Here is a 24,102-nt window from a genome sequence, read left to right as displayed (position 1 = left end):
GACGATGCGGATTCTCTGGTTATCGCCCTGGATGCGCCCGCTGGCGCGCGTACAAGCGGAGGCCCTGCAAGATCGGGGCGCCTCCATATTGTTGGTGACCACCGACGATCATCCAGAGTCCGGGCCGGCACGCGATTACGAGCTGGTCCTGAAGACCGCGCTCGCTCAACCGGCGAGTTGGGCCTCTTGGGCGCGTGCGGTACCGAAAGCCCGCGCGTTCCAGCCTGATGTGGTGATCAGTGAGCTGGTGCGTGACCCGCGATGGCAGGCATTCGGCCAGGGCCGTCCGCGGGTGCTGCTCATCCACGACGATCGACCGCATGATGTCGTCGAAGAGCGCCCCCGGTGGAAGGATGTGGCGTTCCGCGGGTGGGAGACGGGCGCGGCTCAGCGCGTGGTCTTCAGCGACTATGTTTCACGTTCGATTGCCGCGCACGCGTCATCGCCGGTCGGCGTGGTCCCATTGACGAGTGATCTTGATCCGGCGCGTGTGCCTCCTCTCGTACCCGCGGCGCGGCGGCGTGACTTCGTCCTGGTCGGGCGGCTCTACGGTTACAAGAACGTCGATGTCATCCTGCAGGCATGGCAGGCGCATAGTGCCGGACCGGCCTGGCGTGGAGACCACCTGGTGATCATCGGCGACGGAACCATCACCGGCCCACTACCGGAATCGGTGCGATGGATTCGCGGACGGTACAGCTATAGCGAGGTACTGCAACGGCTTTCCGCTGCCAAGGCGTCGGTCGTGCACTACCGGCAGGCCTCGCAGAGCGGTGTGCAAACACTCTCGATGCAGCTCGGCGTGAACGTCATCGTTTCCTCCGAGGGAGCGTTGCCGGAGTTCCAACCGCCCGGGGAACTCCCGCTCGGCCGTGATGACGTGCCGGGGCTCGCCGCGGCATTCGACCGCCACGCCGATCCCGTCGTCGCGGCGCGTCTCGGCGCGGCGGCACGCGAGCACTACACGCAAAATTTCTCCGCGGATCACGCCGCGGCGAGGCTGCTAGCGATCTGCGAGCGACTTCCACGTCCGCACTAGTTGCGCTTCCCAGTCCGCGATATCGAGGCCGCGCACCGTCTCTCGCGCGGCCTGTGCCAATGCGCGGCGCTCCTCCGGGCCGGTGGCGAGCCGGGTGAGAGCCGCCGCCAGGGCGTCGATATCGCCCGGTGTAATCAGGATGCCGTTCTCATTGTTGTGCACAACCTCGGCAATTGACCCGACCGGTGCGGTGATGACGGCGACGGCCGCGGCCATGGCCTCCAGCAGCGCCATGGGTAGGCCCTCGGCATAGCTGGGTAACACGAAAATATCAGCGCCGCTGAGGAGTTCAGCGCCCGCGGCAGCATCCAGCCAGCCATGGACGGTGATCACGTCGGCGACACCGGCCGAGGTGACCGCGGCGCGCACCTGCTCGACCTCGCCATCGCCCGCAAGGTGGATGCGTAGCAACGCACGAACATCGGTCGGCAGAATGGATACCGCTCTGACGATGTCGTACGTGCCCTTGCGGTGGCCCAACCTGCCCAGGCTCACCGCGGTCACGGTGGCTGCCGCAGAGAATGCGGGTTGTTCGGGAATTCGTACCGGGTTCTGCAATACGGCAACATGATTCGGATCGAGTTGCAGGCAGGCGGTGTACTCGTCAGCGAGGCCGCGACCCAAGATGATCCACCGATCGGCACGCAATCCCCACCGCACGCCGTACTGCACCGCGACGGGCTGCTGCCGATACCACCCGGCGAAATCAAAGCTGTGGGCATGGATGAGGGAAGGTACCCGCCTGATCCGAGCGGCCCAGAGCGGGAGTGCCTTGCGCGCGACACTTCCGCCGTGGCCCAGGTGAACGTGCAGAACGTCAACCTGTCCGGTGAGGACCCACCACGATGACACCAGCATTCCGCGCATACCGACCCACAGCCAACGCCACCGTCCGGCGTCGACGTAGGTGGGCACGACCCGCACGGTCACATCCGGGTCAGTCAACGCCGCCATATGCGACATGACGGTTGCCATACCTCCGCGGCTCTCCGGACCCGCCGGGGCCGGCCCGATGGCCAGCACACGCACGGGTGCGGGCGTCGAACGGACATTGGACACGCGCCAAGTGTAAAGCTCAGCGGCTAGGTATCGTTCCTCGCTGTGACCTCGGACCAGACCGGGCGACACCGCCATCCCTCGGTGGCCGGTGCCGTGCTGTTGACCGTGCTGGCTCTGATAGCTGCGGTGGTGCTGACGCGCGACTCCAGCAAGTTCGTGCATCAGCGCGCCGCCGAGACCGTCATGCACCGGCTCGAGACCGGCCCGCTAGTACCGAACTCTCTTGACGTCGCGTGGTGGGTACGTGATCACCCGGACGACCCCCGTGCGCCGGCCATTCGGGAGAGGATCGCACGCTACCCGATCGCCATGTGGGCCACCGGAAACGATGAGGACGACGACCGCAACATTGGCGACATCGTCGGGCGCGCGCGGCGCGCCGCAGGTACCGCGCAATTGGTGCTGTACAACATCCCGGACCGCGATGACGGATTCTCCGGCCCACACCACGCCGTGACCCCGACGGTGTACCAGGCCTGGATCGACAGAGTGTCGGCGTTGGTGGGAGACGCCCGCATGGTGTTGATCGTCGAACCGGATGCACTGTGGTTCGCCGATCGACAATCCCTGCAGGGCACCGATTTCGACGGTCGTATCCGTTCGCTGCGATATGCGGTTGACACCTTCTCGGCGCGGAATCTGAACGCGCGGGTGTACGTCGACGCCGGTACCTCGTCCGGTTCGGTGACCCCTGAAAGGATGGCGGCCCTGCTCGCTCTGGTCGGCGTCTCCGATCATGTGGGCTATGCCGTCAACGTCTCTTCCTTTGCGCCTCCCTATGAGATATCCCGCTACGCCCAACGCATCAGGGCCGCCTTGCAGCAGTGGTTCGGCGTGCGCGATCCTCGCTATGTCGTCGACACATCTCAGAACGGCAATCCGGAATGGAACTTCGACTGGTGCAACCCGTCCGGCCGCACGCTCGGTACGCCGCCGGCCTTAGTGGGGTCCCCTGTCGGTCTGGACATGAACCTCTGGATATTGGCACCGGGCAGCTCCAACGGGCCCTGCGGTGCCGCCCCCGATGCACCCGGGGGAGCGTTCAGCCCGACGTTGGCCGCAGCGCTACTGCGTTAGCACAGTCCGGTCATCCACCGACCGTCCAGTTCCGGAAAGCGCCGGTGCACTTCGGTGTAAAGGTCGGGCAGGGTAAGCAGGACCTGGTCGGGACGGGCGGCCATCAAGTCGGCCGGCGACACGATCGGGATATCGGTGCCGGGCATGCGCCGGCCCTGTTTGGCCGCAGAAGCGTCGGCGACCGCGACCACAGATTCCGTCGTCAGCCCCGCCCGGTGGAAGAGCGCCACGGCGCGGGACGGTGCGCCGTACGCATACACCGAGTGTCCGGCCGAACGCATTTCACTCAGCCACTCGGCAAGGCGCCGCACCTGTTCGTCGACGGTCTGCTGCAGCCCCACGAATCCGGCGGGATCGGCGGCGCCGATTGCCTTCTCACGTGCCAGTGCCTGCCGCACCGACGGCGCAGTCGGATGCTCGCCGTGCCGGGCGGCGACCAACAGGGTGCCGCCGTATAGGTCGAACTCCCATACCGCCACCGCGGACATACCCACATCGGCAAGCATCCGACACACCACGGTCAGCGAGTAGTAGGCAAAGTGGCCGTGCCGCAGCGCGTTCCACTGACCCAGTGCCAAGATGGTAGCGATCGAATGGAATTGCAGCAGCAGCACGCCGTCGGTACTGGTGCGGCGGGCGCGCTCCCGGATGGCATCCGCTTGATCCGGATCGTGCATCATGCCGAAACTGTCCAGCACCAGATCCGCGGGCTCATCGGATGCGATCTCAAAACCCTTGGGAATGACAAGATCGAGCCAGCTACCGCCGTGCGGACTGGTGAATTCGTGCACGGTGTCTCCGGTGAGGAGTCCGGCGGCTTCCACCGCACGGACCGCGTCGGCTGCCTGGTCTCGGAGGGCTTGCGGCTCGACAGCCTTGGGCTCCTCGGTATGGGTGTCGTCGACCTCAAGCTGCGCCAGCGCGCAGTCCGCACACAGCATCATGGCCAGCGGGTACACCGCGTCATCGAAGGGCCCAGTGGCAGCGAGCGGGAAGAAGTCCGCGGCGGGAACGCTGCCCACGTCCAGAACCCGGCTCAGTCGGTGGCCGCGGCAATATCGGCAGGCGATCACCGTTGCCACCCCAATCCTCCCGCGGTACGGCAGGATGGCGTTGTGCGTATCCATACCACCGAGATTGACGGCGTGCTGCTGATGGAACCCACACCGCACCATGACGACCGTGGATTCTTCACCCGGACATTCGACGCCGCGGTATTCGACGAGTACCAACAAGCGGCCGGCGCTGCGGTGCGCGCCGCCGGCTTTCTGCAGGACTCCCAATCACGTTCGCGCCAGGGTGTATTGCGCGGATTGCATGGACGGTCGGGCAGCGGTGAGAGCAAGTTGATTAGATGTGCCCGCGGCGCCGTCTTCGACGTGCTGGTGGACGCGCGGCCGGGCTCACCGACCTTCGGGCGCTGGCAGAGCTTCACTCTCGATGACTGCACCTTTGCGCACCTATTCGTCCCGGCCGGCATACTGCATGGCCATCAAGCGCTGACAGAGTGGGCCGACCTCTGCTACCGCATCGACCGGCCGCACAACCCGGCCGAGGACGTCTCGGTCGCTCATGACGACCCCGATCTCGGCATCGACTGGCCGCTGCCGGTCACCGTCGTGAGCGCCAAGGACGCCGCCGCGGGCAGCTGGGTGGCACTCACCAGTCGGTGACCCGTTCACCGCGTGACCGGCCGCAGACTGTCGTCGACTGCCCCGGATTCACGAAGGCTCTTCAGATGCGCCAGGCGGGTGAAGGACTGGCGGAACATCGATTCGGTGAGGTTTCCGGCAACGCACTGCTCGTAGAGCTCCTTGGCACCGGCCGCTATAGACCATGTCGCGTGGTATCCGGGCAGTGCGGCGCGGATCGCCGAGAAGTCAACGCGGTAGGACCGGGGATCCGCACCGGTCTCGCCGGTGATGGTCAAGGTCGAGTTCGGCACCGCAGCGACGGCGGCCTCCGCGATCTGGGCGACCGTCTGATTGTTCTCTTCGGTACCGACATTGAATGCCGCACCATGGATGACGTCCTGTGGGGCGGTGAGGCATTCAAGGAAGGCGCCCGCGATGTCTTGCGCATGCACCAAGGGGCGCCATGGTGTGCCATCGGAGAGTACCCGGACCTCCCCAGTGAGCACCGCGTTGCCGACGAGGTTGTTCAGCACGATATCGGCGCGAAGCCGGGGCGAGTATCCAAATGCGGTGGCGTTGCGCAGGAATACCGGCGAGAAGTCGGAATCGGCGATGGCGGCGACGTCATCCTCGACCCGAACCTTGCTCTCGGCGTACGGGGTCAATGGTTTGAGCGGAGCACTCTCGTTCACCAAATCCTCGCCGGCGGAGCCGTACACCGAGCAGGTCGAGGCGTACAGGTACCGGCTCACACCGGCTTCCTTGGACAGCCGTGCCAGCCGCACCGAGGCGTGATGGTTGATGTCGTAGGTGAGGTCGGGAGCCAATGCCCCCAATGGATCGTTCGACAGGGCGGCCAGGTGAATCACGGCGTCGAAACCGGCCAGCTGATCGGCCGTCACGTCCCGCAGATCGACGGCGATGGACGGGGGATCTACGACGGGCGGGCCCAGCACGCTGTCGGCGAAAAGGCCCGAATCCAAACCGACAACCTCGTGACCGGCTCCGGCGACCATCTGCGCCATCACGGTACCGAGATAGCCCTGATGGCCGGTGATCAGAACCTTCACTGCGTTGCTCCTAACGAGATTGTGGCCTTCTCCAGTACAAACCCCTCCGCGTACCGATGGCGGCATTGCACACCGCGTACGCGCGCCAACGCCAGAAAGGTCTCGTGGTCGAACCAGTCATGCGGCCGTTGCGACGGGTAGTGCGTGTAGATGAGGTCGGCCTTGCTGGTGGCGATTTCATCGCTGAGTGGCTGAAACACCGTCGGTGTCGGGGTGTCGGTTTCCCACTTGATGATCTCGTAGCCGAGGATCAGGTGGTCGCGGAACTCGGTGGGCGCCAAGAATGCCAGCAGCCGGTGGTCCTGGTGGGCGTCATGGCGCTGCGGGGTGAACACCAGCGTGGCCGCCGACTGGCGGCGAAAGGCGGCTAGGGCGTCCTTGATCTCGTCCCAACGGGCGGGAGCTCGTCCATCGGGGAAGTCGAGCACATCGATGGTGACCTCGGCTCCGGGACACAGGGCAGCCAGTGCGGCGCGTTCCTCGGATTCCCGCTCGGTGTTGGCACCGGAGAGCACCAGGGCCCGCACGCGCAGGCCGGGATGACGACCTGTCATGGTCAACAGCGTGCCGCCCATGCCGATCGCGATATCATCGCAATGCGCTGCCAGCAGCGCGATTTCGTCAACTGGCCCGGTACCGAGTTCGATCACGCGGTGGCTTGCTCCTGCTCCCAGACCATCCACGGTCGCACGCCCTTGCGATACCCGTCGTCGAGCTCGGCGCGTTCCTTGAATGTGTCGGCGGGCTTCCAGAATCCATTGAACTTGTAGCCGAACATCCGGCCCTCTTTGGCCAGCGATCCGCAGGCATCTTCGACCAGGTCACCGCCGGCAGGCAGGTAGTCGAAAACGTCTTGAGAAAGCACGAAATAGCCGCCGTTCTCCCACATGTCGAGCTTGGAGACGGCCGTGATGTCGGTGATGGACCCGCCGTCGTTGACATCGACGGTGTGGAACGACGATTGAGGCGGAACCAGCAGCATGGACGCGGCCGCGCCGGAGTCCTGGAACTTGGCCACCAGGTCATCCAAGGGGGCGTTGGTGAGAACGTCTGCGTAGTTGGCCAGGAAATAGGGGTCGTCGCCGAGATGGTGGCGGACGCGACGCAACCGTTCTCCGATGGGAGATTCGGCCCCGGTGTCGGCGAACGTGATGGTCCAGTCCGCGATATCGGATTTCAACAGTCGTACTTGGCCCTCAGCCAGGACGAAATCGTTGGACTGTGCCTCGTTGTAGCTCAAGAAGAAATCTTTGATGGCCTCGGCACCGTAGCCCAGACACAGAATGAATTCCTTATGCCCATGGTGCGCATAGTATTTCATGACATGCCAGATGAGCGGGCGTGGCCCGACCATCTGGAGGGGCTTGGGGATCACGTCGCCGGCCCCGTTGCGCATGCGCATTCCGAAACCGCCGCAGAAAAGCACGACCTTCATACCGATGCTCCTTCGGGCTCGACGTGGGGTTCGACAACATGCAGCCGGGGCAGGGGGTAGACGAGCCGCCCGCCCCACTCACCGATATGCCGCAACTGTCGGGTGATCTCGGTTTCCAGGTTCCATGGCAGCACCAGCACCACATCGGGTTTGTCCTCGTCGATGCGGTCGGGGGAGTGCACCGGGATGCGGGTGCCGGGGCTGAACATGCCCTGCTTGTAGGGGTTGCGATCGACGGTGTACTCAAGGAGGTCGGTGCGAATGCCGCAATAGTTCAGCAGCGTGTTGCCCTTACCGGGCGCCCCGTAGCCGACGACGGACTTGCCCTCGGCCTTGCAGGTAAGGAGGAACTGCAAGAGTTCCAAACGAATTCGTTCTGTCGTGGCGCGGAATCGCTCGTATCCGGACAATTCGTGCAGACCCGCACGCCGTTCCAGCTCCAAGACCTCGGCCACTGATGGCGCGATCTGGGGATTGCATTCGCGCGGGCGGGCCCAGACCCTGATCGAACCGCCGTGCGTATCAAGCAGTTCGACATCGACAACTTCCAGATTGCCTACCGCGAGGGCTCTTTGGGCCGCGAGCACGGTGTAGTACTGGAAATGTTCGTGGTAGATGGTGTCGAACTGGCCGAGCTCGATGAGGTTGAGCGCGTGATGCACCTCGATGCTCACCCAGCCGTCGTCGGCAACGAGTCCACGCAGGGCACGGGTGAACCCACGCAGGTCGGGGATGTGTGCGTAAACATTGTTCGCGGCGACCAAGCGTGCGGGACCGTGCTCGGCGCGGACCCGGGCGGCGGTGTCCTCGTCGAGGAAGGCCGTCAGGGTCGGCACACCCTTGTCGCGTGCGGCCTGTCCGACGTTGACCGAGGGCTCGATACCGAGGCAGCGAATCCCCTCGGCGACGGCATGCTGAAGGAGGTAGCCGTCGTTGCTGGCAACCTCGATGATGAAATCATCGCGACGTTCGGGGGAGAGCGCCAGTCGGGCGATCGAGCCGGTGACATATGAGCGTGCGTGGTCAACCCAGCTGTCCGAATACGACGAGAAATAGGCGTATTCGGTGAAGTTCTCCTCGGGGCTAATCAGCGCGGGAATTTGCAGCAACATGCAATCCCGGCAGAGCCTCAGGTGCAAGGGGTAGGTGGGTTCCGGGAGGTCGAGCTCGTCGGCATGCAGGAACTTCTGGCAGGGCGGGGTGGCGCCCAGATCGACGACGCTGAGCAGCTCCGTCGAGTCGCACAGACGGCAGCGCACCGGTTTCTCCTTCGCCAGCTATGTGGAGTACGGATGTCTCCAGACCCGGCGATAGGGTACCCGGTTATGGGTCCTACTGCGACCAGCGGTTCGCGATCAGGTTGAAACCGATGTCCTTGGTGTTCTGCACCGCCTCGTAGAGGCGGTAATAGGAGATGTGGCTGATCCGCCATGTCCCATCGGCGTCACGGCGGTACCGGTCCGTGTAGTACGAGGTGCCGGTGATCAGCACGCTGTGCGCCGGGACGATGACGACATCGCTCATGGCCCAGCTGCCTGTCGCGGTATCGCCGCTCACGTGGATCTCCGGATGCGTCATGGTGTGAACGCTGGTGATATCGGTCGTCAGTGAGGACCGCATGTATTCGACAACACCTGCGCGCGACGTGAACTCGAGGGGAGCTCCGTGTACCGCGGTGCCGTATGTCGCCTCAACATCCTCGGTGAGCGTGTCGGCGAACGCATCCCACAGCTTGTTGTCGAGGGTGCGGGCATAGCGGTACTTGAGCTCGGTGATCTCGTGGATGTCGACGAGAGTTTCAGGGGTCGGGCGTTCCATGCAGCCAGTCTTAGCACGCCCAGTCCCGCCCGGGGCCTGGTCTGCTCGCATCAAGATCATCCACACACCCCTGCTTGGGAATACATTTGTCGTACATGCATCGACCACCCCTGAAGAGGTGCCCCATGAACGCATTCACCCGTCTTGTCGTGGCGCCCGCGGCAGCTGTTGCTTTCCTCGGATTCGGTGCCGCCACGGCGTACGCCGAGCCGACCCCACCGCCGCCGGTACCCGGTTCACCGAATGCGCCGTCGCATGGGTCGTTGGTCGACCAGCCCAACGACTCCGGGGACACGGGCTGGGGCTACTTACCAAACGGCGCCGGCGCCCAATGTGAGAACGCCTGGGTGGTCTGCGGTTCGGACGAGAACCCACCCGCTTCCAACTTGGGACCAGGGCGCGATGATGCCGGTGGCTGGGTAAGTGCACCCGATCAAACCGGTCCCGACTGCGATAACCCCGGGGTGAACTGCACCGACGTCGGTTAGGGCCGCCGGCGAGCTGTGGTGCCCTCGGTGAGATTCGAACTCACACTGCACGGGTTTTGAATCCGTTTCCTCTGCCAGTTGGGATACGAGGGCCTGGCGTTTCTCGCGTTTTCGTGGCCGTCGGCCGGTCGCGCGATCTCCCACCTTAAAGGATGGGGAACGTCACTTTCACCACGGTATGGCCGTGCGCACGACCACATGCGTCACAATGGTCGCCATGACCGGCCCTCAGAACACCGAACCGGCGGCACCCGCGCGCCGCGTGCTCGTCGCCGAAGACGAAGCCCTCATCCGCCTCGACCTTGTCGAGATGCTCCACGAGGAGGGCTATGACGTGGTGGGGCAGGCAGGCGACGGGCAGGAAGCCGTCGACCTCGCCGTGGAGCTCAAACCCGATCTGGTGATCATGGACGTGAAAATGCCGCGCCGCGACGGGATCGATGCTGCCGCGGAGATCGCCACCAAGCGCATCGCTCCGATCGTGATCCTCACCGCGTTCAGTCAGCGCGACCTGGTCGAGAAGGCTCGGGACGCCGGTGCGATGGCATATCTGGTCAAACCGTTCTCCAAGACCGACCTTGTGCCGGCTATCGAGGTGGCAGTGAGCCGTTTCGGCGAGCTCACCGCGCTGGAGAAGGAAGTTCAGACCCTGGCCGACAGACTGGAGACCCGCAAGCTCGTCGAGCGCGCCAAGGGCGTCCTGCAGTCCACTCAGGGCCTCACCGAACCCGAAGCGTTCAAGTGGATCCAACGCGCCGCGATGGACCGCCGCACCACCATGAAGCGCGTTGCCGAAGTGGTGCTGGAAACACTCGACACCGACGCGCCGAGCTGAAACTCGGGTAAGCACTGCGCGTGGCCTCCCGGTTGGCTATGTTTTCTCATCAGCGTTTGGACCAGTCCGCCCCAGCGATTCGGAGGTAATCGTGCGTGCTCGCGCGCGTGTGTTCATGCTGGGCGCGGTGGCCCTCGTCCTGGCGGGCTGTCACGCCGGTGCGCAGTCGGCCGACTCCAATCAGAGCAACCTGAAGATCGTGCCGCTGGTGCAGATCGCTCAGGACGGGACCGAGGTGCCCGCGTCCAACACGCAGTCAGCTGCTGATCCCGCAGGAGACGGAAAAGCCCTGTGCACCAATGTTTCCCTGGCCATGGCCGGTGCGCTCAACGGCCCCGACGCGGCACTCGGGACCAACATCCGCAACGGGGCGCAATTGGCTATCGACAAACACAACGCCGCTAATCCCGGATGCCAGGTCAAACTCCGCGAATTCGACACCGAGGGCCTGCCGCAGAACGCAAGCAATATCGCCCCGCAAATCATCGGAGACCAGTCAGTCCTCGGGCTCATCGGGCCGGCTTTCTCTGGTGAGACCAAGTCGACGGGTCAGATCTTCAGCGAGGCAGGTCTGGTTTCCACTACCGCCTCGGCCACGAACGTGACGCTGACACAGCAGGGCTGGAAGACTTTTTTCCGCGGTCTGGCCAACGACGGGGTACAGGGGCCCGCGGTTGCCAACTACCTCAAGAAGACGCTCGGGTACAAGAAAATCTGCGTCGTGGACGACAGCACCGACTACGGCTCCGGACTGGCCAACGCGGTGCGCGGAACACTCGGAAATGACTGCAACGCCTCGGTGAAGAAGGGGAACAAGGACTTCTCCGCGGCCGTCACCCAGCTCAAGAACGCCTCCCCGGACGCGGTGTTCTTCGGTGGGTACTACGCCGAAGCGGCCCCCCTGGTGCAGCAGCTGCGCAATGGCGGAGTGGCCGCGACCTTCGTGTCCGCGGACGGCACCAAGGACGTGGAGTTCGTCAAACAAGCCGGCGACTCGGCCAAGGATGCCTTGCTCTCCTGCCCGTGCGGGCCGGCGTCGAATACGTTCGCCAAGGACTACACCGCCAAGTTCGATCAGGAGCCGGGGACATACAGCACCGAGGGGTATGACCTAGCGACGATCCTGATCAAGGGAATCGACGCGGGAAAGACCACCCGTGCGGGATTGCTTGACTGGGTCAGGAACTACCAGGGGCAGGGCGTGGCACGCGAATACAAGTGGAACGAAAATGGGGAGCTAACTTCCACACTTATCTGGGTGTATAAGGTCACGTAGGACAAACGAGGGGACTAGGCTCAGCCGCAAATGATTTCGGGGTGGATGGCACAGACGGGTGTGCAGACCAGCACAATTTCGTTCGATCTGCACGGATTGTGGAGCAGCATCGGACAGCTGACGATTGACGGTTTGGCGTGGGGCGCCATCTACGCGTTGGTCGCTGTCGGGTACACGTTGGTCTTCGGGGTGTTGCGGCTCATCAACTTCGCGCACTCCGAGGTCTTCATGCTCGGCATGTTCGGCGCGTACTTCGCCCTCGATGTCGTGCTCGGCTTCTCGCCCAGCGGCAATGCCTACAACAACGGTGTATCGCTGACCGTGCTGTATCTCGGCGTCGCCATGCTCATCGCCATGGTCGTGTCCGCTACCACGGCAATAGGCCTGGAGACGGTCGCCTATCGCCCGCTGCGCCGCCGCGGTGCGCGCCCACTGACCTTCCTGATCACCGCTATCGGCATGTCCTTCGTCATCCAGGAGTTCGTGCACTGGGTGCTGCCGAAAATCGCCAAGGGTTATGGGGGGAGCAACGCTCAGCAGCCGATCATGCTGGTGACGCCCAGGCCGGTGTGGACATTCGGTCCGTTCGACGTGAGTGGTCACCACATCCCGTTCCAGGCCACGATCACCAATGTCACCGTCGTGGTGGTCGCGGCGGCGTTGGTGCTGGCCTTGGTGACCGATGTCGCGATCAACCACACCAAGTTCGGGCGCGGCATTCGGGCGGTGGCACAGGATCCCACGACGGCGACGCTCATGGGGGTATCCCGCGAACGCATCATCATGACCACTTTCATCATCGGTGGCCAGCTGGCCGGCGCGGCGGCGCTGTTGTACACCCTGAAGGTGCCGCAAGACATCATCTACTCCGGCGGATTCCTGTTGGGTATCAAGGCATTCTCGGCCGCGGTACTCGGCGGGATCGGCAACCTGCGCGGTGCGCTGCTGGGCGGCTTGATTCTGGGCGTGATGGAGAACTACGGCCAGGCGGTCTTTGGCACCCAATGGCGCGACGTCGTGGCGTTCGTTCTGCTGGTGCTGGTACTCATGTTCCGCCCCACCGGCATTCTCGGTGAGAGCCTAGGGCGGGCGAAGGCATGAGTGCCCCACGTGCCCTGGCACCGGGCGACTCGATACGCCGGTGGTGGGCCGAGCTGGCCCGTCCCATGCAGTGGGTGTACGGAATCGTCGGATTCGCACTCCTGGCGCTGCTACCGGTGTGGAAGATCCCGTACCTGGACACGCCCAACACCAGCTTCGGCGGGGTCATGGCCCAGTTCGCCATGGTGGCATTGATCGCTATAGGCCTCAATGTCGTTGTCGGACAAGCCGGATTGCTCGACCTGGGATATGTCGGGTTCTATGCCATCGGCGCATACACGGTCGCCCTGCTCACCAGTCCCGATAGTCCGTGGAATCGGATGGGCACTTCGGCATTTTTCAGTTCGGACTGGGCATGGCTGTCCTGCCTGCCCATCGCGGTGGCCATCACAGCCTGCTTCGGCCTGATCCTCGGCACCCCCACGCTTCGGCTTCGGGGTGACTATCTCGCCATCGTCACACTGGGATTCGGCGAGATCATTCGTCTGCTCGCCGACAACCTGGACGTCACGAATGGTCCCCGCGGTCTGCACAAAGTCGCCTACCCGCACGTGGGGGAGCAGCACGTCCACGGCGGCGGTGTCTTCTCCAGTGCCAATTCAGGCGGCCATCTGAACTATGGCGTGTGGTGGTACTGGTTGGGGCTCTGTCTGATCGCGGTGGTGCTGGTGTTGATGGGCAATCTCGAGCGCAGCCGGGTGGGTCGCTCGTGGGTGGCCATCCGCGAGGACGAGGACGCCGCGGAGATGATGGGTGTTCCCACATTCCGGTTCAAGTTGTGGGCCTTCGTGATTGGGGCAAGCATCGGTGGACTTTCCGGTGCCCTGTACGCGGGTCAGGTCCAATACGTGGCGTCGCCGACCTTCAACATCATCAACTCGATGCTGTTCCTGTGCGCCGTTGTCCTGGGCGGGCAAGGCAACAAACTTGGCGTGGTCGTTGGTGCGTTCATCATCGTCTACCTGCCAAACCGTCTGCTGGGCGTGCACGTGCAGGGAGTCGATCTGGGCAACCTGAAGTATCTGTTCTTCGGTCTCGCACTGGTTGTTCTGATGATCTTCCGCCCACAGGGCCTGTTCCCCGCGCATCAGAAGTTGATGGCGTACTGGCGCACGACATCTGAGCGCTTGGGTGCCAAGAAGCCCGACGAAGCCGAGGCCGCGGCATGACCGAACACGACAACACCGTTCACGACGAGGACGGCGCCGCCGAGCCGCGCGAGTCCGAGACCGCGATCGACGTCGAGGAGGGGACCGACGCCGAGGACACCGAGTCCGAAGCTGATCGGGACGAGGGCGAAGTCCTGCTCGAGGTCAAGGAACTGACACTGAAATTCGGGGGTCTGCAAGCACTCGATGGGGTGAGTTTCGACATCCGCCGCGGCGAGATCCTGGGTCTGGTCGGGCCCAACGGCGCGGGCAAGACCACCTGCTTCAATGCCATCACCGGGATATACAAACCGACGTCCGGCAGCATCGTTTTCAACGGCAAGCCGTTACGCCGACTGCGCCGCCATCAGATCACCCGCCGCGGTATCGCCCGGACATTCCAAAACATTCGGCTGTTCGGCGAGATGACGGCACTGGAGAACGTCGCCGTGGGAACCGATGCCCGGCACAAGACCTCGGTCCTGGGCGCCCTGCTGCGCACACCGCGGCACCGCCGCGAGGAACACTATGCCGTCGATGTGGGGATGGGGTTGCTCGATTTCGTCGGCATCGCCGACGTCGCGGACGTTAAGGCCAAGAACCTTCCCTACGGCAGCCAGCGCAGACTCGAGATCGCGCGCGCGCTGGCCACCGAACCCAAACTGCTGTGCCTGGACGAGCCGGCGGCCGGCTTCACCCCCAGCGAGAAGGAATCGCTGATCGAGCTCATCCAGCGCATCCGGGACTACGGATACACCGTGCTGCTCATCGAGCACGACATGACGCTGGTCATGGGCGTGACCGACCGCATCGTGGTCCTCGAATTCGGCAGGAAGATCGCCGACGGGTTGCCCGCCGAGGTCAGAAATGACCCAGCCGTCATCGAGGCATACCTAGGAGTGGCCGATGAGGACCTTCACGGACCCGGATGGCTCGAGTCGACAAGTACCGGTCCCGCTGAACCCGATGCCGAAGGCGAGAGGTGAATGCCTCCCGTACAGCTGAAACTCAACAACGTCGGGGTCCACTACGGACCCATCCAGGCGGTGAACACGCTCTCGTTCGACGTGCGCGAGGGCGAACTGGTCACGCTGCTGGGTTCCAACGGTGCCGGTAAGTCGACCGCCATGCGCGCCATCTCCGGCCTGGTCCCGCTCAGCGCCGGCACCATCTTCTTCGAAGGCCAGGACATCTCGAAGATGAAGGCGCACAAACGCGTCAAGGCAGGAATCGTCCAGGCGCCGGAGGGGCGGGGCATCTTCCCAGGCATGACGGTCGCCGAGAACCTCGAAATGGGCTGTTACGGGCGAAGATTCAAATCCCGCTCGGAACGTCGGGAGCGTCTCGACTGGATCAACGCACTGTTCCCGCGACTGGCCGAACGCCGCCATCAACCCGGCGGCACCCTCTCCGGCGGTGAGCAACAGATGCTGTCCATCGGACGCGCCCTGATGGCCAGGCCCAAGATCCTGCTGCTCGACGAACCGTCGATGGGCCTGGCACCGTTGTTGATCACGAAGATCTTCAACATTATCGAGGAGATCAACGCCTCCGGAACCACCGTGGTGCTGGTCGAGCAGAACGCGCAGCAGGCACTGAGCCGTTCGGATCACGCCTACATTCTGGAGACCGGCTCGGTCGTCAGATCCGGCCCTGGACGAGAACTGTTGCAGGATGACAGCATTCGCTCGGCCTATCTCGGCGTGGTCTGAGGTTCTGCGGTTCGGCCCGCGGATCGTTCCCACGGCCACGGGCCCATGACGTCCAAAAGGCTTGCCGTGGAAGGTTTCCGGTTCAGGAATCCATAGTTGGATCCGGCTACGGCGTTGAACACCATCGTGACGATCGCCCAAGCGATGCTGACGACGGTCACGATCCGATAGCTGCGCCAGGTCGGCCGCATGCCCAGCCCCCAGGTGAGGTAGATGGCGGCCCAGACGACCAGTAGGTGAATCGACCAAAAGGCGAGAAACCCGACGCTGGGGAAGTCCGGCCCCGTCAGGACCGGGGAGATCAGCGCTTGGCTGCTCAGCACCAGTCCCCAGTAGTACGTCAACGCATACGCCCAATGTCGCTGGGACCACAGGGCATACGCGCAGACCATCGTCGCCAGGTCGGTCAGACGCAACGGCACGGACACATCGAGGCGCGGCGGATTGAGTCCGGCAACCAGTATCGCGACGTAGATCGCGGCGGTGGCGGCCCCGAGGACCCGTCCGAGTAGGCGGGCCTGGAATTCAGTTTGTCTGCGCCCCAACCACACCAGGATCACGGCGCCGCATACGAAAAGTGTGATCGCTGCGATATGGGATGGGCCGTGCTGGTGGAACTCCCGTAGCGCCGCCGGTGCCATCGGTTGAGGCTATCGCCAGCAGATGACCGCCGGGCGCGGCTAGCGCGCGACGATGACCGAGGAACCGTTGCCGAACAGACCCTGGTTGGCGGTGATACCGACCCGTGCACCCTCGACCTGCCGTTCCCCGGCCTGCCCACGCAGCTGCCAGGTCAACTCGCATACTTGCGCGATGGCCTGGGCCGGAATGGCTTCACCGAAACACGCCAGGCCGCCGGAGGCGTTCACCGGAACCCGGCCGCCCACCGTTGTGGCGCCACTGCGCAGCAGCTGCTCACCCTCACCCTTGGGGCACAGGCCCAGGTGCTCATACCAATCGAGCTCGAGGGCCGTCGAAAGGTCATATACCTCGGCAAGGCTTATGTCCTCGGGTCCGATACCGGCTTCGGCGTACGCGGCGTCGACGATCTGATCCTTGAACACCCGTTCCGGCGCCGGCACCACCGCGGTGGAATCGGTGGCGATGTCCGGCAATTCCGGAAGATGCTGTGGGTACTTCGGAGTGATGGTCGCGACCGCACGCACCGACGGGACGCCCTCGACCGAGCCGAGATGCTTCTTCGCGAAATCGGCGCTCGCCACGATGAGGGCCGCGGCACCGTCGCTGGTCGCGCAGATGTCCAGCAGCCGCAGCGGGTCGGACACGACCGGGCTCGCCAGTACGTCCTCGACGGAGGACTCCTTGCGGAACCGGGCATTCGGGTTGTTCAGGCCGTGCCGCGAGTTCTTGACCTTCACCTGGGCGAAGTCCTCGGCGGTCGCGCCGTAGAGGTCCATCCGGCGCCGCGCGAGCATCGCGAAGTACACCGGGTTGGTGGCCCCGATGAGGTGAAAACGCTGCCAGTCGGGGTCAGCCTTGCGCTCGCCGCCGACAGGGGCGAAGAAGCCCTTCGGGGTGGTGTCGGCGCCGATGACGAGCGCCACATCACAGAACCCGGCGAGGATCTGTGCGCGGGCACTCTGCAGCGCCTGGGAGCCGCTGGCGCAGGCCGCGTAGGTGGAACTGATCGGCACACCGTTCCAGCCCAGCTTCTGGGCGAAGGTGGAGCCGGCGATGAAGCCCGGGTAGCCGTTGCGAATGGTGTCCGCTCCGGCAACGAATTGAATTTGGCGCCAATCCAATTCGGCATCCTGCAGCGCGGTCCGAGCGGCGGCGACACCATACTCGGTGAAGTCCCGTCCCCACTTGCCCCAGGGATGCATCCCCGCGCCAAGGATATAGACCGGATCCGGAGTGCGGCTCATGCGGAGACCTTCTTCCATGCGTAGACCAGGCGCTCGACGCCCTCGTCGTCGGTGTAGAGCGGCTCCAGCGCGAGTTCCATCGCCTGACCCACCTTCAGATCGGCAGCGCCGGTACCGGTCACCACCTTGCCGAGCACGATGATGCCCTCGGCGGCCAGCTCGACCGCCGCGATGGCGTAGGGCTGGTATGGGTCGGACGCCGGGTAGGGCGGGGGCGGCGCGTACTGGTTCTCGGTGTAGCTCCAGACCGCGCCACGCGAGGAGAGTGGCACCTGATCCAGGACGTCGCTGTCACAGGCCGGGTTGGGGCAGTTGTTGGCACGCGGCGGGAACACGATGGTGGCGCACTGTGTGCACTTGCCGCCGATCAAATGTGGCTGGCCGGATTCATCGGTATCGAACCAGCCGTCGACGGCGGGGGCTTGGTCTGTAGGCACCCGGTCAGATTACCCATGCCGATGAACGAATTGAAACGTGTGTCAGTTCAGTGGGACATGGAATGTCAGATGGTAGGCATACCCTGGACTTATGGGTATCGCGTTCAACCATACGATCGTTCATTCTCGGGACCGCGATGAGTCCGCGCGGTTCTTCACCGAGATCTTCGGCTTACCTGCCGCGCAGGAGTTCGGACATTTCCTGAACGTGGAGCTGGAGCACGGCGGCAATCTCGATTTTGCGACCATTGCAGCCGGCGATATCACCCCGCAGCACTATGCCTTCTTGGTCGACGAAGACGCTTTCGAGGCGATCTACGGCCGCATCACCGAACGGGGTCTGGAACATTGGGCCGATCCGCGCGCCCAACATCCGGGCGAGATCAATCACAACGACGGCGGCCGCGGGGTGTACTTCCAGGATCCCTCGGGCCACTACCTGGAGATCATCACCCGGCCGTACGGATCAGGGGAAGTGTCGGGGTCGTAAACGCTGTCGCACCGGTTGCCTAGGGTATGGAGTGTGACTGCGCCTGCGACGAAGACCGGAACCAAACAGCCGACCCTCCTGCTGCTCGACGGTAACTCGCTGGCCTTCCGCGCGTTTTACGCGCTCCCGGCCGAGAACTTCAAGACACAGTCCGGTCTGACCACCAACGCGGTGTACGGGTTCACCTCGATGTTGATCAATCTGCTGCGCGACGAGGCGCCCACGCATGTGGCGGCCGCCTTCGATGTATCCCGCAAGACGTTCCGTTCCGAGCGATACCCCGAGTACAAGGCCACGCGCTCGGCCACGCCCGACGAGTTTCGCGGACAGATCGACATCACCAAGGAAGTGCTCCAGGCCCTGGGCATCAAGGTGCTGGCGGAGGAGGGATTCGAGGCCGACGACATCATCGCCACCCTGGCAACCCAGGGGCAGGCTGATGGTTTCAAGGTCTTCGTGGTGACCGGTGACCGCGACTCACTACAACTCGTCAACGAGGACGTGACGGTGTTGTATCCGCGCAAGGGCGTCAGTGATCTCACCCGGTTCACCCCGGAAGCCGTGGTCGAGAAGTACGGCCTCACGCCGACCCAGTACCCGGATTTCGCGGCGCTGCGCGGCGACCCGAGCGACAACCTGCCGGGCATTCCCGGTGTGGGTGAGAAGACGGCGTCCAAGTGGATTCTCGAATACGGGTCGTTGCAAGAGCTGGTCGATAAGGCCGACACCGTGCGCGGAAAGGTCGGTGATTCACTCCGTGCCAACCTGGGCGCCGTGATCCTCAATCGCGAACTCACCGATCTGGTGCGCACGGTGCCGCTTCCGTATGTGCCCGGCCAGCTGGCTTTGGCACCGTGGGATCGCGACCAGATTCACCGCCTCTTCGACGACCTCGAGTTCCGGGTGCTGCGCGACCGGTTGTTCGAGACTCTTGAGGCCGTCGAGCCCGAAGTGGACGAGGGATTCCAACTCGCCGGACAGGTGTTGGAGCCCGGCACCGTCGCCGAATGGCTGTCCCGGCACACCGGAGATGGCCGCCGCAGCGGCCTGGCGGTGGTCGGGACGTACACGCCCTACGACGGTGATGCCACTGCCGTGGCCGTCGCCTCCGCTGATGGGGACGGTGCGTACATCGACACCACCACGGTCACACCGGAGGATGAGGCCGCACTTGCCGAATGGCTCGCCGACGAGGCTCGTCCCAAGGCCTTGCATGAGGCCAAGCAGGCCATGCACGCGCTGACCGGGCGCGGCTGGCGGCTCAACGGCGTCACCTCGGACACCGCTCTCGCCGCGTATCTGGTGCGCCCCGGACAGCGCAGCTTCGCGCTCGACGACCTGTCGTTGCGGTATCTACGCCGTGAGCTTCGCGCTGAAGATGATGGGGAACAACAGCTTTCGTTGCTTGACGAGGACGGCGCGGGTGACGCGAAGGCCGCACAGGCTCAGATGCTGCGTGCTCGGGCGGTCATCGACCTCGCCGATGCGCTCGATGTCGAGCTCGAACGCATCGAGTCGGCGACGCTGCTCGCCGATATGGAACTACCGGTCCAGCGGGTGCTCGCGGGCCTGGAATCGGTCGGTATCGCCGTCGACACCGACCACCTGACCTCACTGCAGAATCAATTCGCCACCGGCATCCGGGAGGCCGCCGACGCCGCGTACGCGGTGATCGGTAAGCAGATCAACCTGGGTTCACCCAAGCAGCTGCAGGTCGTGCTGTTCGACGAGCTGGGCATGCCCAAGACGAAGAAGACTAAGACCGGTTACACGACCGATGCGGACGCCCTGCAGACGTTGTTCGACAAGACCGGCCATCCCTTCCTGGAACATCTGCTCACACACCGTGACGTCACCAGGCTGAAGGTGACCGTCGACGGTCTGCTGAAATCCGTTGCCGCCGATGGTCGTATTCACACCACCTTCAACCAGACGATCGCGGCGACGGGCCGCCTGTCATCCACCGAGCCGAACCTGCAGAACATCCCGGTGCGTACCGAGGCAGGTCGCGAAATCCGCGATGGCTTCGTGGTGGGTAAGGGTTACTCCGAGCTGATGACCGTCGACTACAGCCAGATCGAGATGCGCATCATGGCGCACCTGTCGGCCGACGAGGGGCTGATCGAGGCATTCAATACCGGCGAGGACCTGCACTCGTTCGTGGCAGCACGCGCCTTCGGTGTACCCATCGACGAGGTCACCGCAGAGTTGCGTCGCCGGGTCAAGGCGATGTCCTACGGCTTGGCCTATGGTCTGTCGGCCTACGGACTGGCGACCCAGCTCAAGATCTCCAACGACGAGGCCAAAGAGCAGATGGACCAGTACTTCTCGCGGTTCGGCGGTGTGCGTGACTATCTGCACGCCGTGGTCGATCAAGCACGCAAGGACGGATACACCTCGACAGTGCTCGGCCGTCGCCGATACCTGCCCGATTTGGATAGCGGCGACCGGCTGCGGCGGGAGGCCGCCGAACGGGCGGCACTCAACGCGCCGATCCAGGGGAGTGCGGCCGACATTATCAAGGTTGCGATGATTACGACTGATAATGCCTTGCGCGACAAGGGCTTACAGTCGCGAATGCTCCTACAGGTGCACGACGAACTTCTCTTCGAGGTGGCCGAGGGCGAGCGGGACAGCCTGGAAGCGCTGGTGCGCGAAACCATGGGCTCGGCGTATCCGCTGGATGTGCCGCTTGAGGTGTCCGTGGGCTATGGGCGCAGCTGGGATGCCGCGGCCCACTGATCCTCGGCGCTAGTGCACGTTGGGAGTAGGCACGTTCCGGTCGAAGACCCCTGCCGACGGCAATCGGGGGATGAACCTTGAGCGGACCGCGCCCAACGAAGAAAGGCAGCGTGATAGGGGACAGGCCGCCGGTGAGGATCACGTTGTTCTGGACCAACACCTGAAACGCTTTGGTCGGTAGTTCACGTCGGCGCCGGACCTTGGCTGGGTCTTCGTCCGTGACATGCCGGTTCTACCAGCATGTTTGTGACGCGTAAAACTATTGCAGCACAAGTGATTTAGTGCAACGGGCCACTGTCGAACGCGTCATGCGCTCGTGCCCACAACGACGGCGAGCCTGTCCAGCGTGTCCCGCATAGCTCGGCGATTCACCGAAGGAAATCGTGCCAACTCGAGCAGCCATGGCGCGATATTCGTTGAATAATCGAAAGTTTCCCGCACCAAGGTGCGCGTGGGCGTCAGCGGCTCCAACTCGTACCGCCACGTATGCCGACCGAAGTTCCGCCAGGCGATCCTGCGCGGTTCATCGAACTCTCGCACCACATTCGTGAGCCGACCGCGATGGGTCAGCGCAACAGTCACCTGAACCACCGAGGAGAGGGCCAGGTTTGGCAGCCGGGTACGCATGCGCATGGTGAACGTGGCGCCGAGATGGAGCCGCGTGGGCGCATCGAGCACCGGATCGTGTACCGCCCCCGTGCCGTCTATGGCGGCATGGTTCGCCGGATTGGCCAGCACATCGAATATTTCTTGTGCGGCGCTGTCGATGACCCGCTCGACGACTACCGCGCGATCCTCAGTCCGTGTCATGCCGTTTATCGTAGGTGTCTGCATATCATTATGCAATCAATACGATCGCGGACCATCGTCTATTCTGATGTCCGTGGCGCAACAGAATCCCGATGCCCGGCCGGACCTCGCGGCCCTGATGGTCCCGCTCGGCCGGTCCTTGATGCGCGCGGAACTGCCGCTTCTGGAGGCGCACGGCGTGTCTATGTGGGCGTACGCCGTGCTTACGGCGCTGCGCGACAATGAGGCGAGCAGTCAGGCCAGTCTCGCCGACACCATCGGCGCCGACCGCACGCGCATCATCGCCGTCTTGGACGATCTCCAGGAGCGCAAGCTCATCAATCGGCAACCGGACCCGAGTGACCGGCGAAGCAATCTGCTGTCGCTAACCGCCGCCGGGCGCAAAACTGTTACGGCAGCACAGAAAGCGATTCAAGAGAACGAGAAGCGGATCCTCGCCGGCGTGCCCTCAACGGATCGCGATGCGTTCCTGCGGGTGCTCACGCACCTGGCAGACCTTGAGGATTCGGAGATCGCCCCCGGCGATTAGGCCGCCGAAGACACCGCGTTCGACTTGGCGGTACCGAACTCCATGTTCTGCTCAATTCGATCCCGGTGGAACGCAAGGAAATCCAGCAGATAGTTGTGCCGGATGGCCCATGGCCCCGATGTCCCGGAGCGCGGCATGTGGGCATCACCGCGGCTCACGTAGCCGGACGAAAGATTGAAGAACGGCCGCGCCTCGAGTTCTTCGCCGTGCCGATCTGGATAGGCGTGGGTATATCCGCGCTGATCCATGTAGTCGAGGAGACGCACCACGGCCCGCGCGCTCAGGTCGGCACGCAGCGTCCATGATGCGTTGGTGTATCCCACGCTCCACGCGGCGTTCGGGACTCCCTCGATCAGATATCCCTTGTAGATGAACCGGCTCGGGGAATCGACGGGGGAGCCGTCCACACTCAGTCCGATGCCGCCGAAAATCTGCAGATTCAGCCCGGTCGCGGTGATGATGACATCCGCACGTAGTTCTTCACCGGATCCCAGCCGGATTCCGGTTGAGGTGAACGAGTCGATCGTGTCCGTGACCATGCGGACGCCGCCCGCGTTGATGGCCTCGAAGAGGTCTCCGTCGGTATCGGCGCACACGCGTTGGTCCCATGGGTTGTACCGCGGCTTGAAGTGCACGTCGACCGGATAGTCGGCGGGCAACAGCTTGGAGATTCGGCGCCTGATGAACCATTTGGCGAATCCGGGCGCCCGACGGCAGACGTGGTACATGATCCAGCTGAACCCGCCCAGCCAAATGCGTGCGAAATGCTGAACAATGTTGGCCGGAAGTACTTTTCGCACCAGGCCGATGATCGGATCGGCGCGGGAGATGGGGTAGACGTAACTCGGGGAGCGCTGCACCATGCTCACCTTGGCGCCGGCACGCGCCAAGGACGGCACCAACGTGATCGCGGTGGCGCCGCTGCCGATGACCGCGACCTCCTTGCCGGAGCAGTCCAGATCCTCCGGCCAGTGTTGCGGGTGGATCAGTTGCCCGGCGAAGTTCTCCACCCCCGGGAAGTCGGGGGTGTAACCGTCGTCGTAGTTGTAGTAGCCGGTGCACAGGTACAGAAACCGGGCCCGGTAGGTCGTCCGCCCGGCCGGGGTATCGACGCCCACCGACCAGGTGTCGGTGTCGGTTCCGAAATCCGCGCCGGTGACCTTGGCGGAGAAGGTGATATGGCCGTCGATGTCGTAGTCCCGCGCGGCATGCTCCAGGTAATCACGGATATCCGCACCATCGGCGATGGTGTTGCGTTCATGCCAGGGGTGATAACCGAAGCTGAGCGTGTAGATGTCGCTGTCGGAACGAATCCCCGGATACCGGAACAGATCCCAGGTTCCACCGATGCGTTCTCGGCGCTCGACGATGTGGAAACTACGGCCCGCGGCGCTCAATCGAATAGCGGCGTTGATGCCGGATATCCCGGCACCCACGATGAGAACGTCTACGAGCTCGTCCTTCGACATGTCCGACATGATGCTCCTGATCGTCATTGATGAGACAACATCCGACT

25 protein-coding genes, 1 tRNA gene and 1 pseudogene are annotated in these 24,102 nt (G+C 63.9%); 13 read left to right on the top strand and 14 right to left on the bottom strand.

The window, feature by feature from the left end; translation table 11 throughout:
• Positions 1 to 10: 10 nt before the first annotated feature.
• A complete protein-coding gene (locus tag B4393_RS18570) occupies positions 11 to 1,039 on the top strand; it encodes a glycosyltransferase family 4 protein (protein ID WP_191988873.1) in 1,029 nt (342 codons plus the stop codon).
• On the opposite strand, the gene B4393_RS18565 is transcribed toward B4393_RS18570, so the two are convergent.
• Complete coding sequence (locus B4393_RS18565) at positions 1,004 to 2,098, bottom strand: glycosyltransferase family 4 protein (protein WP_157901293.1); 1,095 nt, start codon at positions 2,096 to 2,098, stop codon at positions 1,004 to 1,006. The two genes, B4393_RS18570 and B4393_RS18565, sit on opposite strands and share 36 nt — an antisense overlap.
• 42 nt (positions 2,099 to 2,140) lie before the next feature.
• Here B4393_RS18565 and B4393_RS18560 point away from each other — a divergent pair, with 42 nt between their 5' ends.
• Positions 2,141 to 3,175 carry a glycoside hydrolase family 6 protein gene (locus tag B4393_RS18560; protein WP_157901292.1) on the top strand — a complete coding sequence of 345 codons (1,035 nt, stop codon included), beginning with the start codon at positions 2,141 to 2,143 and terminating at the stop codon, positions 3,173 to 3,175.
• On the opposite strand, the gene B4393_RS18555 is transcribed toward B4393_RS18560, so the two are convergent.
• Positions 3,172 to 4,302: a transferase gene (locus B4393_RS18555; protein ID WP_078335395.1), complete on the bottom strand. Its 1,131-nt coding sequence runs from the start codon at positions 4,300 to 4,302 to the stop codon at positions 3,172 to 3,174. The genes B4393_RS18560 and B4393_RS18555 overlap by 4 nt on opposite strands.
• On the opposite strand from B4393_RS18555, the gene B4393_RS18550 reads away from it, so the two are divergent.
• Positions 4,291 to 4,848, top strand: a complete 558-nt coding sequence (locus B4393_RS18550) for a dTDP-4-dehydrorhamnose 3,5-epimerase family protein (protein ID WP_078335319.1) — start codon at positions 4,291 to 4,293, stop codon at positions 4,846 to 4,848. The two genes, B4393_RS18555 and B4393_RS18550, sit on opposite strands and share 12 nt — an antisense overlap.
• 5 nt (positions 4,849 to 4,853) lie before the next feature.
• Here the strand turns inward: B4393_RS18550 and B4393_RS18545 are convergent, their stop codons facing one another.
• The 5 genes from B4393_RS18545 to B4393_RS18525 form a co-directional block, all read right to left on the bottom strand.
• Positions 4,854 to 5,879, bottom strand: a complete 1,026-nt coding sequence (locus B4393_RS18545) for an NAD-dependent epimerase/dehydratase family protein (protein ID WP_078335318.1) — start codon at positions 5,877 to 5,879, stop codon at positions 4,854 to 4,856.
• Positions 5,876 to 6,529, bottom strand: a complete 654-nt coding sequence (locus B4393_RS18540; protein ID WP_078335317.1) for a PIG-L deacetylase family protein — start codon at positions 6,527 to 6,529, stop codon at positions 5,876 to 5,878. Before B4393_RS18540 ends, B4393_RS18545 begins: the two co-directional genes overlap by 4 nt.
• A complete protein-coding gene (locus B4393_RS18535; RefSeq protein ID WP_070939712.1) occupies positions 6,526 to 7,314 on the bottom strand; it encodes a glycosyltransferase family protein in 789 nt (262 codons plus the stop codon). Before B4393_RS18535 ends, B4393_RS18540 begins: the two co-directional genes overlap by 4 nt.
• Positions 7,311 to 8,573 carry a class I SAM-dependent methyltransferase gene (locus B4393_RS18530; RefSeq protein ID WP_078335316.1) on the bottom strand — a complete coding sequence of 421 codons (1,263 nt, stop codon included), beginning with the start codon at positions 8,571 to 8,573 and terminating at the stop codon, positions 7,311 to 7,313. Before B4393_RS18530 ends, B4393_RS18535 begins: the two co-directional genes overlap by 4 nt.
• A 73-nt stretch (positions 8,574 to 8,646) precedes the next feature.
• Entirely contained in the window at positions 8,647 to 9,132 is a 486-nt protein-coding gene (locus B4393_RS18525; protein WP_078335315.1) for a nuclear transport factor 2 family protein, read from the bottom strand.
• A gap of 125 nt (positions 9,133 to 9,257) precedes the next feature.
• On the opposite strand from B4393_RS18525, the gene B4393_RS18520 reads away from it, so the two are divergent.
• On the top strand, positions 9,258 to 9,620 hold the full coding sequence (locus B4393_RS18520; protein WP_070939715.1) for a hypothetical protein: 363 nt from the start codon (positions 9,258 to 9,260) through the stop codon (positions 9,618 to 9,620).
• Positions 9,621 to 9,636: 16 nt separating this feature from the next.
• Here B4393_RS18520 and B4393_RS18515 read toward each other — a convergent pair.
• A tRNA-Leu gene (locus B4393_RS18515) sits at positions 9,637 to 9,713 on the bottom strand.
• 124 nt (positions 9,714 to 9,837) lie between these two features.
• On the opposite strand from B4393_RS18515, the gene B4393_RS18510 reads away from it, so the two are divergent.
• The 6 genes from B4393_RS18510 to B4393_RS18485 all read left to right on the top strand — a co-directional run bounded on the left by B4393_RS18510 (position 9,838) and on the right by B4393_RS18485 (position 15,692).
• A complete protein-coding gene (locus B4393_RS18510; RefSeq protein WP_109420972.1) occupies positions 9,838 to 10,455 on the top strand; it encodes an ANTAR domain-containing response regulator in 618 nt (205 codons plus the stop codon).
• 91 nt (positions 10,456 to 10,546) lie between these two features.
• The gene (locus tag B4393_RS18505; RefSeq protein ID WP_109558471.1) at positions 10,547 to 11,731 is read left to right on the top strand and encodes a branched-chain amino acid ABC transporter substrate-binding protein; all 1,185 of its coding nucleotides are present in this window, start codon (positions 10,547 to 10,549) and stop codon (positions 11,729 to 11,731) included.
• Positions 11,732 to 11,761: 30 nt separating this feature from the next.
• Complete coding sequence (locus tag B4393_RS18500; RefSeq protein ID WP_078335314.1) at positions 11,762 to 12,832, top strand: branched-chain amino acid ABC transporter permease; 1,071 nt, start codon at positions 11,762 to 11,764, stop codon at positions 12,830 to 12,832.
• A complete protein-coding gene (locus B4393_RS18495) occupies positions 12,829 to 14,001 on the top strand; it encodes a branched-chain amino acid ABC transporter permease (protein WP_078335313.1) in 1,173 nt (390 codons plus the stop codon). Before B4393_RS18500 ends, B4393_RS18495 begins: the two co-directional genes overlap by 4 nt.
• Positions 13,998 to 14,966, top strand: coding sequence for an ABC transporter ATP-binding protein (locus tag B4393_RS18490; protein ID WP_078335312.1), 969 nt, complete (start codon positions 13,998 to 14,000; stop codon positions 14,964 to 14,966). Before B4393_RS18495 ends, B4393_RS18490 begins: the two co-directional genes overlap by 4 nt.
• Entirely contained in the window at positions 14,967 to 15,692 is a 726-nt protein-coding gene (locus B4393_RS18485; RefSeq protein ID WP_070939719.1) for an ABC transporter ATP-binding protein, read from the top strand.
• Here the strand turns inward: B4393_RS18485 and B4393_RS18480 are convergent.
• From B4393_RS18480 to B4393_RS18470, 3 genes are read right to left on the bottom strand one after another with little or no spacing between them, the layout of a single operon-like run.
• Positions 15,674 to 16,333 carry a YwaF family protein gene (locus B4393_RS18480; RefSeq protein ID WP_078335311.1) on the bottom strand — a complete coding sequence of 220 codons (660 nt, stop codon included), beginning with the start codon at positions 16,331 to 16,333 and terminating at the stop codon, positions 15,674 to 15,676. The two genes, B4393_RS18485 and B4393_RS18480, sit on opposite strands and share 19 nt — an antisense overlap.
• Before the next feature lie 39 nt (positions 16,334 to 16,372).
• On the bottom strand, positions 16,373 to 17,578 hold the full coding sequence (locus tag B4393_RS18475) for a lipid-transfer protein (RefSeq protein WP_078278274.1): 1,206 nt from the start codon (positions 17,576 to 17,578) through the stop codon (positions 16,373 to 16,375).
• Positions 17,575 to 18,015: a Zn-ribbon domain-containing OB-fold protein gene (locus B4393_RS18470; protein WP_078335310.1), complete on the bottom strand. Its 441-nt coding sequence runs from the start codon at positions 18,013 to 18,015 to the stop codon at positions 17,575 to 17,577. Before B4393_RS18470 ends, B4393_RS18475 begins: the two co-directional genes overlap by 4 nt.
• A gap of 91 nt (positions 18,016 to 18,106) precedes the next feature.
• Between B4393_RS18470 and B4393_RS18465 the strand changes: the two genes are divergently transcribed.
• A complete protein-coding gene (locus B4393_RS18465; RefSeq protein WP_078335309.1) occupies positions 18,107 to 18,505 on the top strand; it encodes a VOC family protein in 399 nt (132 codons plus the stop codon).
• A 33-nt stretch (positions 18,506 to 18,538) separates the two neighbouring features.
• The gene (gene polA / locus B4393_RS18460) at positions 18,539 to 21,247 is read left to right on the top strand and encodes a DNA polymerase I (protein ID WP_078335308.1); all 2,709 of its coding nucleotides are present in this window, start codon (positions 18,539 to 18,541) and stop codon (positions 21,245 to 21,247) included.
• A 9-nt stretch (positions 21,248 to 21,256) separates the two neighbouring features.
• Here polA and B4393_RS28120 read toward each other — a convergent pair.
• Both B4393_RS28120 and B4393_RS18455 read right to left on the bottom strand, forming a co-directional pair.
• Positions 21,257 to 21,452 (bottom strand): annotated as a pseudogene (locus tag B4393_RS28120) (FAD-dependent oxidoreductase); the annotation flags it as partial.
• Positions 21,453 to 21,553: 101 nt separating this feature from the next.
• Complete coding sequence (locus B4393_RS18455; protein WP_157901291.1) at positions 21,554 to 22,057, bottom strand: SRPBCC family protein; 504 nt, start codon at positions 22,055 to 22,057, stop codon at positions 21,554 to 21,556.
• A 73-nt stretch (positions 22,058 to 22,130) separates the two neighbouring features.
• Between B4393_RS18455 and B4393_RS18450 the strand changes: the two genes are divergently transcribed.
• Positions 22,131 to 22,586 carry a MarR family winged helix-turn-helix transcriptional regulator gene (locus B4393_RS18450; RefSeq protein WP_109558485.1) on the top strand — a complete coding sequence of 152 codons (456 nt, stop codon included), beginning with the start codon at positions 22,131 to 22,133 and terminating at the stop codon, positions 22,584 to 22,586.
• On the opposite strand, the gene B4393_RS18445 is transcribed toward B4393_RS18450, so the two are convergent.
• Positions 22,583 to 24,082, bottom strand: coding sequence for a flavin-containing monooxygenase (locus B4393_RS18445; protein ID WP_078335305.1), 1,500 nt, complete (start codon positions 24,080 to 24,082; stop codon positions 22,583 to 22,585). The genes B4393_RS18450 and B4393_RS18445 overlap by 4 nt on opposite strands.
• Positions 24,083 to 24,102 lie beyond the last annotated feature (20 nt).

The organism is Mycobacteroides franklinii (genome assembly GCF_002013895.1).
In the GTDB taxonomy this organism is placed as follows: Bacteria; Actinomycetota; Actinomycetes; order Mycobacteriales; family Mycobacteriaceae; genus Mycobacterium; species Mycobacterium franklinii.
Note: the sequence above shows the minus strand (reverse complement) of the source record. Positions and strands in the feature narration are given on the sequence as shown.

Coding starts and splice junctions, on each gene's coding strand:
- B4393_RS18555 (WP_078335395.1), bottom strand. CDS start 4,302: ATGGATACGCACAACGCCATCCTGCCGTACCGCGGGAGGATTGGGGTG.
- B4393_RS18535 (WP_070939712.1), bottom strand. CDS start 7,314: ATGAAGGTCGTGCTTTTCTGCGGCGGTTTCGGAATGCGCATGCGCAAC.
- B4393_RS18525 (WP_078335315.1), bottom strand. CDS start 9,132: ATGGAACGCCCGACCCCTGAAACTCTCGTCGACATCCACGAGATCACC.
- B4393_RS18520 (WP_070939715.1), top strand. CDS start 9,258: ATGAACGCATTCACCCGTCTTGTCGTGGCGCCCGCGGCAGCTGTTGCT.
- B4393_RS18510 (WP_109420972.1), top strand. CDS start 9,838: ATGACCGGCCCTCAGAACACCGAACCGGCGGCACCCGCGCGCCGCGTG.
- B4393_RS18500 (WP_078335314.1), top strand. CDS start 11,762: ATGATTTCGGGGTGGATGGCACAGACGGGTGTGCAGACCAGCACAATT.
- B4393_RS18495 (WP_078335313.1), top strand. CDS start 12,829: ATGAGTGCCCCACGTGCCCTGGCACCGGGCGACTCGATACGCCGGTGG.
- B4393_RS18490 (WP_078335312.1), top strand. CDS start 13,998: ATGACCGAACACGACAACACCGTTCACGACGAGGACGGCGCCGCCGAG.
- B4393_RS18485 (WP_070939719.1), top strand. CDS start 14,967: ATGCCTCCCGTACAGCTGAAACTCAACAACGTCGGGGTCCACTACGGA.
- B4393_RS18480 (WP_078335311.1), bottom strand. CDS start 16,333: ATGGCACCGGCGGCGCTACGGGAGTTCCACCAGCACGGCCCATCCCAT.
- B4393_RS18475 (WP_078278274.1), bottom strand. CDS start 17,578: ATGAGCCGCACTCCGGATCCGGTCTATATCCTTGGCGCGGGGATGCAT.
- B4393_RS18465 (WP_078335309.1), top strand. CDS start 18,107: ATGGGTATCGCGTTCAACCATACGATCGTTCATTCTCGGGACCGCGAT.
- B4393_RS18455 (WP_157901291.1), bottom strand. CDS start 22,057: ATGACACGGACTGAGGATCGCGCGGTAGTCGTCGAGCGGGTCATCGAC.
- B4393_RS18445 (WP_078335305.1), bottom strand. CDS start 24,082: ATGACGATCAGGAGCATCATGTCGGACATGTCGAAGGACGAGCTCGTA.